This window comes from Agrococcus versicolor (genome assembly GCF_039531815.1).
In the GTDB taxonomy this organism is placed as follows: domain Bacteria; phylum Actinomycetota; class Actinomycetes; order Actinomycetales; family Microbacteriaceae; genus Agrococcus; species Agrococcus versicolor.
The window spans coordinates 881,589-894,058 of sequence record NZ_BAAAQT010000005.1; the positions used below are offsets into that span (position 1 = coordinate 881,589).

Genomic DNA, 12,470 nt, shown 5'->3' on the forward strand with positions numbered 1-12,470 from the left:
TCACGCCGACGCGCCGCCGTCCGAGCGCGTCCGCCGCCGCGCGGCGGCCGCCTCGCCGCGGCAGCGGCGCGAGCAGTAGCGCACGTCGTCCCACTGGTCGCGCCCCGACCAGCGCTTGCGATCCTCGAAGGGGCGGCCGCACTGCTCGCACGGCTTGCTCCGGCGCGGTGGCGTCGTCACGATCGTCGCGGGCTCAGCGCCCGAGGCCCTCGCGGTCGACGCGGCGGTGGAAGCGCATCCCGGCGAGGCCGCCGAGCACGGCGCCCGCGAGGCTCACGACGAGCGCGAGCACCGCGGTGACGATGCCGAGGGTCGTGAGCTCGCCCTCGCCGAACGGCAGGCGCGGGAAGGCGTCGAGGTTCGCCAGCACGTTCCACCGGCTGCCCGCGATCGCCGAGACGATGGCGAGCACGATCGCGACGAGGATGGCCCAGATCCATACGCCCAGACCCTGCTTCGCACCGCTGAATCGCGCCATGCGACCGGCGACGTAGCCGCCGGCGAGGTAGGCGACGAAGAGGACGACGAGCACGACGATGGCGCCGACGAGCCCGATCGTGCCGCCCGCGTCGGCGGCGGCCTCCTCGGCCGACGTGCCCGTGCCGAGGCCGATCGCCGCGCCAGCGCCGGCGACGAGCGCGGTGAGCAGCACCGCCGAGCCGGTCGCGGTCAGCCAGCCGAAGAACGCGCTGCCCATCTTCATCCCGCCGAAGCGCTGCTTCTCGCGCGCCACGACCTCCTGGCGCGACATGCCGAGCGCGGTGGCGCCGGCGGCACCGTGGGCCGTCGAGCCCGTCGGCACGCGCTCGACGCGCGCGGTGCGCGCATCGTCCCGGTCGACCGGCACGGCGTCGCGGCGCACGTCGTCGCGCGTCGTGCCGTCCGACGGCAGGGGCCGCGTCCGGTCGTCGTCGGGGCGGATGGGGTCCTCGGAAGCGCGCATGGCGGAGTCCTCTCGTGCAGGGGATCCCAGCAGACCGCGTCGCGAGGGCGGCGGCAACCGACTTGCGCCGACCCCGCCGCCGTGCTCAGCGCAGGCGCACGCCGAGCAGCGCGTCGATCGCGTCGATCGACACGTCGTCGGCGGGTGCGCGGGCGATGAACGCGTCGACCGCCTGCAGCGCGGCAGGGGTGTCGAGGTCGTGGTGCAGCGTCGAGCGCAGCCACTCGAGCACCGAGTCGTCGAGCGACGGATCGTCGGGCGGGATCTGCGCCCACGCCGTCCAGGCGTCGAGCCGGGCGTCGGCGGCCTCGAGGTCGGCCGCCGTCCACTCCCAGTCGGTGCGCCAGTGGTGCGCGAGCAGCGCGAGGCGGATCGCGGCGGGGCGCACGCCCTCCTCGAGCAGCACGCGCACCTTCACGAGGTTGCCGAGCGACTTCGACATCTTCTCGCCGTCGTACGCGACGAGGCCCGCGTTCGCGCGCGTCTCGCTGAAGAGCGTCGCACCGAGGGCGAGGGCGTGATGCGCCTGCATCTCCTGGTGCGGGAACCGCAGGTCGATGCCGCCGGCCGCGACGGTGAACGGCGCGCCGAGCTCGGCCATCGCGATGACGGCGCACTCGATGTGCCAGCCAGGACGACCCCGGCCGACCGGCGAGTCCCATGCGGGCTCCCCCGGCCGCTCGGCGCGCCACAGCAGCGGGTCGAGCGGGTCGCGCTTGCCGGGCCGCTCGGGGTCGCCGCCGTGCTCGCGCGCGAGGTGCAGCATCGCGTCGCGGTCGGTGCGGCTGCCGAGCCCGAGCGGGTAGGCGCGCTCGCGCGTCGTGTCGAAGTACACGTCGTCGTCGACGCGGTAGGCGTCGCCGGAGTCGACGAGCCGCGCGACGGCCTCGGCGATCGCGTCGATGCGCTCGGTCACGGCGATCCACGCGTCGGGCGGCAGGATGCGCAGCGCGGCCATGTCGTGCCGGAAGACCTCCTGCTCGTGCTCTGCGAGCTCGAGCCAGTCGACGCCGTCGCGCGTCGCGCGCTCGAGCAGCGGGTCGTCGACGTCGGTGGAGTTCATGGCCGTGCGCACCGTGAGCCCGGCGTCGAGCCAGACCCGCGTGAGCGTGTCGCTCGCGAGGTACGTCGCGGCGTGGCCGATGTGCGTCGCGTCGTACGGCGTGATGCCGCACGTGTAGAGCGAGGCGTCGTCGCCGCCCGGCACGACGACGGGCGCGTCGGTCTTGGCGTCGTGCAGCGCCGGGCGCGGTCCGCGCCCGGGCAGGCGGGGCGTGTGCGCGCGATCCCAGGTCCTCATGCGGCGATCCATCCTGCCCCGAGGGCGACGAGCAGCGCCGTGCCGAGGGCGACGCGGTAGACGACGAACGGCAGGAACGACCGCTTCGAGATGTAGGCCATGAGGAAGCGGATCACGACGAGGCCCACGCCGAACGCGACGACCGTCGCGGCGATCGTCGGCCCCCAGCCGTAGCCGGCCGACGAGGGCTCGGTGAGCGCCTGGTACGTCTCGTAGAGGCCGGCGCCGAAGACGGCGGGGATCGCGAGCAGGAACGCGTACTTCGCCGCGGCCGGCCGCTCGTACCCGAGCGCACGGCCCATGGTCGTCGTCGCCCCCGATCGCGAGACGCCGGGGATGAGCGAGAGCACCTGCGCGAACCCGACGAGGATGCCGTCGCGGTAGGTGATGTCGCGCAGGCCCTTGTCGCGTCGACCGAGCAGGTCGGCGGCGCCGAGGATGAGGCCGAAGACGATGAGGACGGTCGCCGTGATCCAGAGCGACCGCAGCTGGTCGCGGATGAGGCTCTGCAGCAGCACGCCGGCGACGACGATCGGCACGGTGCCGATGATGACGAGCCAGCCCATCCGCACGTCGGGGTCGTCCTTCGGCACGGTGCCGCGCAGGGCGCCGAACCAGCGCTGCAGGATGCGCACGATGTCGCGCCAGAAGAAGAGGACGACGGCGAGCTCGGTGCCGATCTGCGTGATCGCCGTGAACGTCGCGCCCGGGTCCTCGGCACCGGGCAGGAACAGGCCGGCGATGCGCAGGTGCGCGCTCGACGAGATGGGCAGGAACTCGGTCGCGCCCTGCAGGATGCCCAGCAGGATCGCCTCGATCCACTGCATCTACAGCTCCTGCAGGAGGTCGGCGAGCACGGCGGTGCCGAAGTCGAGCGCGTCGAGCGGCACGCGCTCGTCGACGCCGTGGAACATCGCCGCGAAGTCGAGCTCGGGGGTGAGGCGCAGCGGCGCGAAGCCGTAGCCCGCGATGCCCAGCAGCGAGAGCGCCTTGTTGTCGGTGCCGCCGGAGAGCATGTACGGCAGCACGGGCGCGTCGGGGTCGTGCCTGCCGAGCGCGGCGACCATCGCCTCGACGGCCTCGCCGGCGAACGGCACCTCCAGCCCGACGTCCTGGCGCACGATGTCGAGCTCGACGTCGTCGGCGGCCTCGGCGACGATGCGCCGGGCGGTCTCGAGCGCCTCGTCCTCCCGGCCGGGCAGGGTGCGCATGTCGATGCGCGCCTCGGCCGTGCCGGGGATGACGTTGTGCTTGTAGCCCGCGTCGAGCATCGTCGGGTTCGCCGTCGTGCGCAGGCTCGCCCGCAGGAAGCGCGACATGCCGCCGGTGCGCAGCGCGACCTCGTCGGGGCCGAGCTCGTCGACGTCGACGCCGAGCAGCGCCGCGACCTCGTCGACGAGCGTGCGCGTCGTGTCGGTGAGCTCGATCGGGAAGTCGTGGACGCCGAGGGCCGCGACGGCCCTGGCGAGCTTCGTGACCGCGTTGTCGCGCATGACCTGCGAGCCGTGCGCCGCCGTGCCCGTCGCGCGCAGGCGGATCCACAGCAGCGACTTCTCGGCCGTCTGCAGCAGGTAGGCGCGCCGACCGTCGAGGGTGACTGAGAACCCACCCACCTCGCTGATGGCCATCGAGGCGCCGGCGAAGACCTCGGGGTGGTGCTCGACGAGCCAGTGGGCGCCGTAGGCGCCGCCGTCCTCCTCGTCGGCGAAGAAGCCGAGGATGACGCGGCGGCGGGGCTGGACGCCCGCCTCGACGAGCTGGCGCACCGCCTGCAGCATCATCGCGACCATGTCCTTCATGTCGACGGCGCCGCGGCCCCACAGCATGCCGTCGCGCACGACGCCCGCGAACGGGTCGACGCTCCACTGCGCGGCGTCCGCGGGCACGACGTCGAGGTGGCCGTGCAGCACGAGCGCGGGCAGGCTCGGATCGCTGCCGGGCAGCTCGGCGACGACGCTGCAGCGACCCGGAGCGGCCTCGAAGGTGCGGCTCTCGATGCCGAGGCGCGCGAGGAAGTCGGCGACGTACGCGGCGGCGTCCGCCTCGCCGTTCGAGCGGCCCTCGCCGTAGTTCTGCGTGTCGAACCGGATGAGGTCACGAGCGATGGCAGCGGTCGGCGAGAGCTGGTCGGTCACCGTCCAAGGCTAGTCGCGACCGGTGCGTCCGGTCGTCATGCGCGAGGACGACGCCGCGTCCCGTCGGCGGCCCCCGGTGGTCATGTGCGCCGCCGCGTGCGTGCTAGAGTCGTCTCCGGTCCCGAGAGGGATCGTCACCTGCGCGGGTGGCGGAAATGGCAGACGCGCTAGCTTGAGGTGCTAGTGCCCGCATAGGGCGTGGGGGTTCAAGTCCCCCCTCGCGCACGACAGGCCCGGAGCCTCGGCTCCGGGCCTTCCTCGTATCCGGAGGGCTCTGCGGCGGCCCACCTCGGCCATGGCCGCAGCACAGGACGGCCCTCTAGCCTCGCCGCATGAGCATCTTCGACGGCATCCGCAAGACCGGCTTCCGCCGTGGCCCGCAGCGTCTCCTCGGCGGCATCTCCGGCGGCATCGCCCGCAGCGTCGGCTGGAACGTGTGGCTCGTGCGCCTGATCGTCCTCCTCTCCTTCCTGCTTCCCGTGCTCGGCATCGCCGCGTACCTCGTCGCCTGGGCGGTCACGCCCTGGCAGGACGGCTCGATCCCCCTCGCGCGCTGGCTCGGACGCCGCTGAGCCATGTCGACCTCCGACGTCGGCGACCGCTCCCCCTCCCTGGACGCGGCACCGGAGGTCGTCGCCCGCATCGATCGCCTCGCCGAGGCGTCGCGGGCCGCTCCGGACGACCGGGCGGCGATGGCAGCGCTCTGGCGGGCCGTGCTCGGCCTCGACCGATGGATCTTCATCGCCCGCGGCGACGCCGAGCACCCCATGCCCTTCGCGGCCGCCATGCCGCAGGGTCCGATGGTCCTCGCGTTCACGACGGCGCAGCGCGCCCACGACGCCGGGCTGTCGATGGGGCTCTCCTCCGACGAGGCGAGTCGACTGCTCGCGACGCCGCTGCCGGGCGCGATCGAGTGGGCGGCGACCCTGCAGGGCGCCGGCATCGTGGCGCTCGCCCTCGACCACGGCACGATTGGCGCGTTCGCGCCGCTGACGAACCTCGTGCCGATGCGCGACTGGTTCGCCGCGAACCCGGTGCGCTGAGCGTCAGTCGCCGCCGGACGGCCCGGCGTCCTCGCGCTTGCGCTCGCGGCGCAGCATCGACGCCGGCGTGACGGCGAGGGTGCCGAAGCGATCGTGCACGGCGTCCATCGCGCGCTCTGCGCTGCCCCAGTCCTCGCTGTCGTCCCAGAGCAGCCCCGCGTCGGACGGATCGGACAGCTGCGTCATCTGCACGCCGAGCAGCCGCACGGGCGTCGGGTCGTCGAGCTCGTCGAGCAGCGTCCAGGCCGTCTCGACGATGACGCGCGTGACGTCGGTCGCGTCGGGCAGGGTGCGCGAGCGCGTGATGGTGCGGAAGTCGTGGAAGCGCACGCGCAGCGTCACGGTGCGGCCGACGGCGCCCGCGGCGCGCAGGCGTCTGCCGACGCCCGTGCCGAGGCGCAGGATCTCGCTGCGGAGGTCGTCGCGGTCGGTGACGTCGACGCCGAACGTGTGGTTGTGGCCCATCGACCGCTCGCGGGCGCGCTCGCGGACCGCGCGCACGTCGCGCGCCCACGCGAGCGCGTGCAGGTGGGGCCCGAGCGACGGCCCGAACCAGCCCGAGAGCGTCGCGAGGGGGGTGTGGGCGACATCGGAGACGGTGCGCAGGCCGTAGCGCTCGAGCCGCTCCTGCGTGCGCTCCCCCACGCCCCACAGCGCGCCGACGGGCTGCGGATGCAGGAACGCGACCGCCTCGTCGGCGGGCACGACGAGCAGCCCGTCGGGCTTCGCCCTGCCCGAGGCGAGCTTCGCGATGAACTTCGTCGACGACGCGCCCACCGACGCCACGAGCCCCGTCTCGGCGCGGACGCGCTCGCGGATGGCCGTGCCGATCGCGACGGCGCCGCCGAGCAGACGGCGCGCCCCCGCGACGTCGACGAACGCCTCGTCGATGCCGAGCCGCTCGACCTCGGGCGAGAAGTCGTCGAGGATCGCCATGACCTCGTGCGACAGCCGCGAGTAGAGCGCGAAGTCGGGCTCGAGGATGACGGCGTTCGGGCACAGCTGCAGCGCCCTGCCCATCGGCATCGCCGAGTGCACGCCGTAGCGCCGCGCCTCGTACGTCGCGGCCGTGACGACCGAGCGGGACGAGTCGTGGCCGATGACGACGGGCAGGCCGCGGAGGTCCGGGCGTGCGATGAGCGACGCCGAGGCGAAGAACGCGTCGAGGTCGACGTGCAGGATCGTCGCCGACGCATCGTCGACGTCGAGGCTCGAGACCATGCGGTTCGAGCCGTCCTGCTTGCTCACGTCTCCATGGTCCCAGCGTCCTCCGACATCGACGCGCAGGCGCTCCCGGCGCGCTCGGCGATCTCCGACGGAGGGAGGATGTCGCGCTCGGGAGCGCGTGCCAGCATGGAGGGCATGCAGCATCCGTGGACCCGGTACGTCGCCATCGGGGACTCCTTCACCGAGGGCGTGGGCGACGAGGAGCCGTCGCTGCCGAACGGCGTGCGCGGCTGGGCCGATCGCGTCGCCGAGGAGCTCGCGCGCACGCAGCCCGACCTCGCCTACGCGAACCTCGCCATCCGCGGGCGGCTCCTCGACCGCATCGTCGACGAGCAGCTCGAGCCCGCCCTCGAGCTGCAGCCCGACCTCGTGTCGATCTCCGCGGGCGGCAACGACCTCCTGCGCCCGGGCGCCGATCCCGACCGCGTCTCGGCGCGGCTCGAGCGCGCCGTCGAGCGGCTCGCCGCCGGCGGCGCGACCGTCGTGCTCTTCAACGGGCCCGACATCGGCATGACGCCCGTGCTCCGCTCGATCCGCGGCCGCGTCGCGATCTACAACTGCAACCTCGCGGGCCTCGCCCGCAGGCACGACGCGATCGTCGCCGACATGTGGTCGGCGACCGAGCTGCAGGACCCGCGCATGTGGGCGCCCGACCGCCTGCACTTCTCGGCGCTCGGCCACCACCGCATCGCGATGCTCGTGCTCGACGCGCTCGGCGTCGAGCACGAGCTCCACCCGCAGCACCCCGAGCCGCTGCCGAGCCGCACGTGGCGCCAGGCGGCCGGCGAGGACATCGTGTGGGCCCGCGAGTTCTTCGGACCGTGGGTCGTGCGACGCCTCACCGGGCGATCGTCGGGCGATCGGCTGCTGCCGAAGCGACCGCTCGCCGAGCCGGTGCGCCGCAGCGGCGACGACGGCTAGGAGCCGGTGAGCCAGTCGAGCACGACGAGCGGATGCGTCAGCCGCCACGACAGCTCGGGCGCGGCGATGCGCCCCGATGGCTCGACGGGCACGACGACCTCGCCGTCGGCGAGCGCGACGGTCATCGTGCCGACCTCCGCGCGGTGGGCCTCGGTCGGCAGCGCCTCGAGCTCGACGTCGATCGCGGGGACCGCCGTGCCCCACGTCGTGCCGACGACGGCCTCGGTCGTCGTCGCCTCGACGCTCGAGCCCCATGGCGCCTCGTAGGTGCCGACCACCGCGCCCGCGGGCAGCAGCTCGCGCTGCTGGATGTTGGCGTAGACCGACTCGAGCAGCGCGATCGCCGCCTCGTCGGTCACCGTCGCCTGGATGGTGCCCATGATGACGATCACGACGCGGCGCGGCACGCCGTCGACGACGCGCTCGGCGGTGACGAAGAGGTTGCGGCCCCAGACGACGAGCGTGCCGGTCTTGCCGCCGTCGATGTCGTGCTGGCCGAGGATGCGGTTCGTGTTGGGCGCCGCGCCGATGCCGGGGATCGTGACGCTCGGCAGCTGCACGGCGCCGAGGGTCACGGGGTTCGCGACGATGCGCTCGCCGATCGCGACGAGGTCCGCGGCCGTCGAGACGGTCGCCGCGTCGAGGCCCGCGGCATCGGCGACGGTCGTGCCGACGAGGCCCTCGCGCGCGAGCCACGCGTTGGCGGCGGCGACGTAGGCGTCCTGGTCGCCGAAGGCCCAGCGCGCGAGCGACGTCGCGGCGTTCGCGGCGGAGTCGACGAGCGCGTACTCGATGAGGTCGCGCTGCGTGGTCGTCGCGCCCGTGCGCACGGGGGCGATCGGCGCGTTCTCGGCGAAGGCCGCATCCTGCAGGGCGACGTCGACGGCGTCGTACGTGATGGTCGGCCCACGGTCGGCGCCCTCGAGCGGATGCGCGTCGAGCACGACGAGGACCGTGATGAGCTTGCCGACGCTCGCCGTCGGATGCGACTGCGTGCTGCCGGACGTGCCCGTGGCGCCCTCGAGGCCCACGACGGAGAAGCCCGCGGCGACCGGGGTCGTCGGCCAGTCTATCTGCGCCTCGGCACCCGGCGTCACCGGCGGCGCGACCTCCTCGGCGGCGAAGACGGGCGTCGGGGCGAGGATCGCGGCGCCGACGTAGGGCACGGGCACGACGAGCACGACGACGAGGAGCACCTGCAGGAGGCGCACCCACCAGCGGGTGCGGGTGCGGCGCTGGGTCGAGGCGGTGACGTAGCTCATCCGTGCAGCACCGCCCAGAGCGCCACGGCGCTCGTCGCGGCGACGTTCAGCGAGTCGACGCCGTGCCGCATCGGGATGCGCACGACGACGTCGGCGGCCGCGAGGGCGTCGCGCCCGAGGCCGTGCCCCTCGTTGCCGAGCACGATCGCGACGCGCTCGTCGCGATCGTGCCGCCAGCTCGCGAGGTCGACGGCGTCGTCCGAGAGGGCGAGCGCGGCGATCTGGAAGCCCGCGTCGTGGAGCAGCGGCGCGGCCTCGGGCCATGCGGGGATGCGCGTCCACGGCACCTGCAGCACCGTGCCCATGCTCACGCGCACGGCACGCCGGTAGAGCGGGTCGGAGCACGTGGGCGTCACGAGCACGGCGTCGGCGCCGAGGCCGGCGACGCTGCGGAAGGCCGCGCCGACGTTCGTGTGGTCGACGAGCCCGTCGAGCACGACGACGACGCGCGCGTCGCGCAGCACCTCGGCGACGCTCGGTAGCTCGGGGCGCTGCATGGCCGCGAGGGCGCCGCGGTGCAGGTGGAAGCCGATGAGCGTCGCGAGCTGCGACTCCTCGCCGAGGAAGACGGGGATGTCGAGGTGGCCGACGAGCGCCTCGACGTCGGGCAGCCACCGCTCGGTGACGAGCACCGAGCGCGGGGCGTGCCCTGCGGCGAGCGCGCGGCGCAGCACGGTCTGCGACTCGGCCATGTACAGCCCGCGCTCGACCTCCTTGCGCGTGCGCAGCTGCACGTCGGTGAGGCCGACGTAGTCCGTCAGCCGCGGATCGTCGAGCGACGCGATGCGCACGATGTCCATGGGCCCCCCTCCGTGCGGGTCCAGCGTATGGGGGTCCGTAGGATCGAGACGTGCTCGACACTGCGATCGCCACGCTCGGCCTCGGACCCATCGCCGTCATCACCGGCGCGGGGATCTCGACGGACAGCGGCATCCCCGACTATCGGGGCGCCGGCGCGCCGCCGCGCAACCCGATGCAGCTCGACCGCTTCCTCGCCTCCGAGCACGCGCGGCGCCGCTACTGGGCAGGCAGCCACCTGGGCTGGCGCACGTTCTCGTCGACGCAGCCGAACGCGGGGCACCATGCCATCGCGCGCCTGGAGGCGGCCGGCCTGCTGACGGGGGTCGCGACGCAGAACGTCGACGACCTGCACGAGAAGGCGGGCACCCGCAACGTCACGCACCTCCACGGCGCCAACGCGACCGTCACGTGCCTCGACTGCGGCTCGCGCTTCCCCCGGCAGGTCGTCGCCGATCGCATCGCCGAGCAGAACCCGTGGATCACGCTGCCGGAGTCGGTGCGCATGAACCCGGACGGCGACGTCGACCTCGAGGGCGACCAGGACTTCACGGTGCCCGCGTGCTTCGTGTGCGGCGGCATCCTGAAGCCCGACGTCGTCTTCTTCGGCGAGCTCGTGCCGAGCCACGTCTTCCACGAGGCCGACATGGCGGTGCGCGCCGCGAGCGTCGTGCTCGTGGCCGGATCGTCGCTCGCGGTCAACACGGCGATCCGCCTCCTCGAGGTCGCGCGCAGGCGCGAGCTGCCCGTCGTCATCGTCAACCGCGGCGTGACGAAGTGGGATCGGCGCGCGACCGTGCGCATCGACGCCGGCACGTCCGAGACGCTCACGGCCTTCGCCGACGCGCTCGCGCCGGCGCCGCACGCGTCCTAGGCGCTAGCCGCGCCCGGTGCGCCGCGCCGCGACCGTCGCCTCGAGCGCCGCGTGCAGCGCGTCGGACGACGCGTCCCACGAGAACGTCGCCGCCTGGCGCCGCGAGGCGGCCGAGCGCTCCGCCCACTCCCCCTCGAGCGTGCGCACGGCATCCGCGAAGCCCTGCGCGTCGCCGACGGGCGCGTAGACGCCCGCGTCGCCGGCGACCTCGCGGAAGATCGGGATGTCGCTCGCGACGACGGGCACGCCGAGCATCATCGCCTCGAGCAGCGGGATGCCGAAGCCCTCGTCGTGGCTCGCATGCACGAGCGCCGTCGCGCTGCGCAGCACCTCGGCGTACTCGTCGTCGGTCACGCCGTCGTGCACGACGACGCGCGCGCTCGGGGCGAGCGCGCGCAGCCGCGCCTCCTCGCCGGCCGGCATCCGGCTGAGCAGGTGCAGCTCGTGCTCGGGCAGCAGCGCCGCCATGCGCACGAGCGTGTCGACGCCCTTGTAGGGCATGAACGAGCCCATGTAGACGAGACGCCGGGTCGGCGGGCTCGTGTGGGCGACGGGCTCGCCGAGCGCGTCGGCGGCGTTGCGCACGACGTGGACGGGATGCGTCGTCAGCCGGTGCTCGCGCACGAGGCTCGCCGTCGTCTCGGAGACGACGACCGTCGCGTCGGCGCCGCGCAGCAGCAGGCGCTGCGGCGCGTAGGAGAGGTGGTACAGCCGCCACAGGGCGCGCACGGGCGCGGGCAGGTCGCGCGGCGGCATGGGGTGGCGGTAGTAGATGAGGTCGTGGACGGTCGTGACGAGCGCCGTGCGTCGACCGAGCGAGCCGATCGTCTGCATGGGCGAGTACACGACGTCGACGTCGACGTGCCGCATGCGCCACGTCGCGAGCGGCTCGAGCGCGCCCGTCGGGCTCGGACCGAGCACGTGCGGCAGGTCCGGCAGCATGCGCAGCTGCGCCGGGTCGTGCACGAGCATCGTGACGTCCGCGCGCGCGCCGAGCCTCGCGACGAGCTCGGCCGAGAAGCGCGAGATGCCGTCGTGCCGCTCGGTGCGGACGTAGCGGCAGTCGAACAGCACCCTCATGCGGGGACGTCCGCGAGGAATCGGCGGACGCGGCTCGCCACCTGGTCGGGCTGCTCGTAGTGCACCAGATGGCCCGTGCCGTGCAGCACGGCGATGCGCGCGTCGGGGAATCGGGTGGCGAGCGCGCGCTGGGCGGCCAGCGGCGTGATGTCGTCGCGGTCGGCAGCGACGAGCAGCACGGGCTGTGCGATGCGATCGGCGTAGTGGCCGACGTTCGTCGAGATCGACGTCTCGAACGCGTCGACGACCGACGTGCGGGTCGCGAACGCCGAGAAGTACCGATCGTGCTGGTCGTGGATCCACCGGCGCATGGCGCGATCGCGCGACTTCGTCATGACGAGGCTCATGCCGCGCACGATGACGGGGCTCGACAGCATGGCGTGGCCGACGCGCTCGGGCGCCGCGGCGGCCGCGCGGTACCAGCCGAGCGTCAGGCGCGACAGCGCGCGCTGCGGACCCTCGAGCGCCGGCTGCGCGATGGGGTTCACGAGCACGATGCGCTCGGCGTCGAGCCCGGCCGCGGCCGCGGCGGCGACGACGATCGAGCCGAACGAGTGGCCGAGCACGGGTGCGCCGGGCGCGTGCTCGGCGACGAAGGCGACGAGCCAGGAGGCGTAGGCGTCGATCGAGGCGTCGGACGCGGCGGCCGTCTCGCCGAACCCCGGGAGGTCGGGCACGATCGCGCGCATGCCCGTGAGGTGCGCGGCGATCGTCTCGAGCCCGTGGTGGTCGCCGCGGTACCCGTGCACGAGCACGATGGGCTGCGCCTCGGGGTCGCCGTAGGAGAACCAGGCGGTGCGGATGCCGTCGACCACGCCCTCGTGGCGAGCGAGCGGCGTCGCATCCAGCAGCTCCTGGAACGGCGATTCGACCATGCGTCCGAGCCT

At 73.9% G+C, this 12,470-nt stretch carries 14 protein-coding genes and 1 tRNA gene; 5 read left to right on the forward strand and 10 right to left on the reverse strand.

Going from position 1 to position 12,470, the window contains the following annotated elements; all coding sequences use genetic code 11:
* From ABD249_RS07140 to ABD249_RS07160, 5 genes are all read right to left on the reverse strand, one after another.
* Positions 1–180: a DUF2256 domain-containing protein gene (locus ABD249_RS07140; RefSeq protein ID WP_344342107.1), complete on the reverse strand. Its 180-nt coding sequence runs from the start codon at positions 178–180 to the stop codon at positions 1–3.
* 13 nt (positions 181–193) lie between these two features.
* Entirely contained in the window at positions 194–943 is a 750-nt protein-coding gene (locus ABD249_RS07145; RefSeq protein WP_344342110.1) for a hypothetical protein, read from the reverse strand.
* An 85-nt stretch (positions 944–1,028) separates the two neighbouring features.
* Entirely contained in the window at positions 1,029–2,243 is a 1,215-nt protein-coding gene (locus tag ABD249_RS07150; protein ID WP_344342113.1) for a cysteine--1-D-myo-inosityl 2-amino-2-deoxy-alpha-D-glucopyranoside ligase, read from the reverse strand.
* A complete protein-coding gene (locus ABD249_RS07155) occupies positions 2,240–3,070 on the reverse strand; it encodes an undecaprenyl-diphosphate phosphatase (RefSeq protein ID WP_344342116.1) in 831 nt (276 codons plus the stop codon). The genes ABD249_RS07150 and ABD249_RS07155 overlap by 4 nt, the downstream gene beginning before the upstream one ends.
* On the reverse strand, positions 3,071–4,378 hold the full coding sequence (locus tag ABD249_RS07160) for a M20/M25/M40 family metallo-hydrolase (protein WP_344342119.1): 1,308 nt from the start codon (positions 4,376–4,378) through the stop codon (positions 3,071–3,073). It abuts the gene before it with no gap.
* A gap of 140 nt (positions 4,379–4,518) precedes the next feature.
* Between ABD249_RS07160 and ABD249_RS07165 the strand changes: the two genes are divergently transcribed.
* From ABD249_RS07165 to ABD249_RS07175, 3 genes are all read left to right on the forward strand, one after another.
* Positions 4,519–4,603: transfer RNA gene (locus ABD249_RS07165), tRNA-Leu, on the forward strand.
* 107 nt (positions 4,604–4,710) lie between these two features.
* Positions 4,711–4,950 (forward strand): PspC domain-containing protein, encoded by a 240-nt coding sequence (locus ABD249_RS07170; RefSeq protein WP_344342121.1) that lies wholly within the window; start codon positions 4,711–4,713, stop codon positions 4,948–4,950.
* 3 nt (positions 4,951–4,953) lie between these two features.
* Positions 4,954–5,421 carry a hypothetical protein gene (locus ABD249_RS07175; protein WP_344342123.1) on the forward strand — a complete coding sequence of 156 codons (468 nt, stop codon included), beginning with the start codon at positions 4,954–4,956 and terminating at the stop codon, positions 5,419–5,421.
* Positions 5,422–5,424: 3 nt separating this feature from the next.
* Here ABD249_RS07175 and dinB read toward each other — a convergent pair whose 3' ends face one another.
* Positions 5,425–6,669, reverse strand: a complete 1,245-nt coding sequence (gene dinB, locus ABD249_RS07180) for a DNA polymerase IV (RefSeq protein ID WP_344342126.1) — start codon at positions 6,667–6,669, stop codon at positions 5,425–5,427.
* Between the two features lie 114 nt (positions 6,670–6,783).
* Between dinB and ABD249_RS07185 the strand changes: the two genes are divergently transcribed.
* Positions 6,784–7,569: an SGNH/GDSL hydrolase family protein gene (locus ABD249_RS07185; RefSeq protein WP_344342128.1), complete on the forward strand. Its 786-nt coding sequence runs from the start codon at positions 6,784–6,786 to the stop codon at positions 7,567–7,569.
* On the opposite strand, the gene ABD249_RS07190 is transcribed toward ABD249_RS07185, so the two are convergent.
* Together ABD249_RS07190 and ABD249_RS07195 are read right to left on the reverse strand one after the other, a co-directional pair.
* On the reverse strand, positions 7,566–8,831 hold the full coding sequence (locus ABD249_RS07190; protein ID WP_344342130.1) for a D-alanyl-D-alanine carboxypeptidase family protein: 1,266 nt from the start codon (positions 8,829–8,831) through the stop codon (positions 7,566–7,568). The genes ABD249_RS07185 and ABD249_RS07190 overlap by 4 nt on opposite strands.
* Positions 8,828–9,631: a TrmH family RNA methyltransferase gene (locus tag ABD249_RS07195; RefSeq protein ID WP_344342133.1), complete on the reverse strand. Its 804-nt coding sequence runs from the start codon at positions 9,629–9,631 to the stop codon at positions 8,828–8,830. Before ABD249_RS07195 ends, ABD249_RS07190 begins: the two co-directional genes overlap by 4 nt.
* A gap of 50 nt (positions 9,632–9,681) precedes the next feature.
* Here ABD249_RS07195 and ABD249_RS07200 point away from each other — a divergent pair, with 50 nt between their 5' ends.
* Complete coding sequence (locus ABD249_RS07200; RefSeq protein WP_344342135.1) at positions 9,682–10,503, forward strand: Sir2 family NAD-dependent protein deacetylase; 822 nt, start codon at positions 9,682–9,684, stop codon at positions 10,501–10,503.
* A gap of 3 nt (positions 10,504–10,506) precedes the next feature.
* On the opposite strand, the gene ABD249_RS07205 is transcribed toward ABD249_RS07200, so the two are convergent.
* Together ABD249_RS07205 and ABD249_RS07210 are read right to left on the reverse strand one after the other, a co-directional pair.
* Positions 10,507–11,583, reverse strand: coding sequence for a glycosyltransferase family 4 protein (locus ABD249_RS07205; RefSeq protein WP_344342137.1), 1,077 nt, complete (start codon positions 11,581–11,583; stop codon positions 10,507–10,509).
* Entirely contained in the window at positions 11,580–12,458 is an 879-nt protein-coding gene (locus tag ABD249_RS07210; RefSeq protein WP_344342140.1) for an alpha/beta fold hydrolase, read from the reverse strand. Before ABD249_RS07210 ends, ABD249_RS07205 begins: the two co-directional genes overlap by 4 nt.
* Between the last annotated feature and the right edge of the window lie 12 nt (positions 12,459–12,470).

Excerpts from the sequence above, each read along its gene's own strand:
- ABD249_RS07145 (WP_344342110.1), bottom strand. The coding sequence starts at position 943 with ATGCGCGCTTCCGAGGACCCCATCCGCCCCGACGACGACCGGACGCGG.
- ABD249_RS07150 (WP_344342113.1), bottom strand. The coding sequence starts at position 2,243 with ATGAGGACCTGGGATCGCGCGCACACGCCCCGCCTGCCCGGGCGCGGA.
- ABD249_RS07155 (WP_344342116.1), bottom strand. The coding sequence starts at position 3,070 with ATGCAGTGGATCGAGGCGATCCTGCTGGGCATCCTGCAGGGCGCGACC.
- ABD249_RS07170 (WP_344342121.1), top strand. The coding sequence starts at position 4,711 with ATGAGCATCTTCGACGGCATCCGCAAGACCGGCTTCCGCCGTGGCCCG.
- ABD249_RS07175 (WP_344342123.1), top strand. The coding sequence starts at position 4,954 with ATGTCGACCTCCGACGTCGGCGACCGCTCCCCCTCCCTGGACGCGGCA.
- ABD249_RS07185 (WP_344342128.1), top strand. The coding sequence starts at position 6,784 with ATGCAGCATCCGTGGACCCGGTACGTCGCCATCGGGGACTCCTTCACC.
- ABD249_RS07190 (WP_344342130.1), bottom strand. The coding sequence starts at position 8,831 with ATGAGCTACGTCACCGCCTCGACCCAGCGCCGCACCCGCACCCGCTGG.
- ABD249_RS07195 (WP_344342133.1), bottom strand. The coding sequence starts at position 9,631 with ATGGACATCGTGCGCATCGCGTCGCTCGACGATCCGCGGCTGACGGAC.
- ABD249_RS07205 (WP_344342137.1), bottom strand. The coding sequence starts at position 11,583 with ATGAGGGTGCTGTTCGACTGCCGCTACGTCCGCACCGAGCGGCACGAC.
- ABD249_RS07210 (WP_344342140.1), bottom strand. The coding sequence starts at position 12,458 with ATGGTCGAATCGCCGTTCCAGGAGCTGCTGGATGCGACGCCGCTCGCT.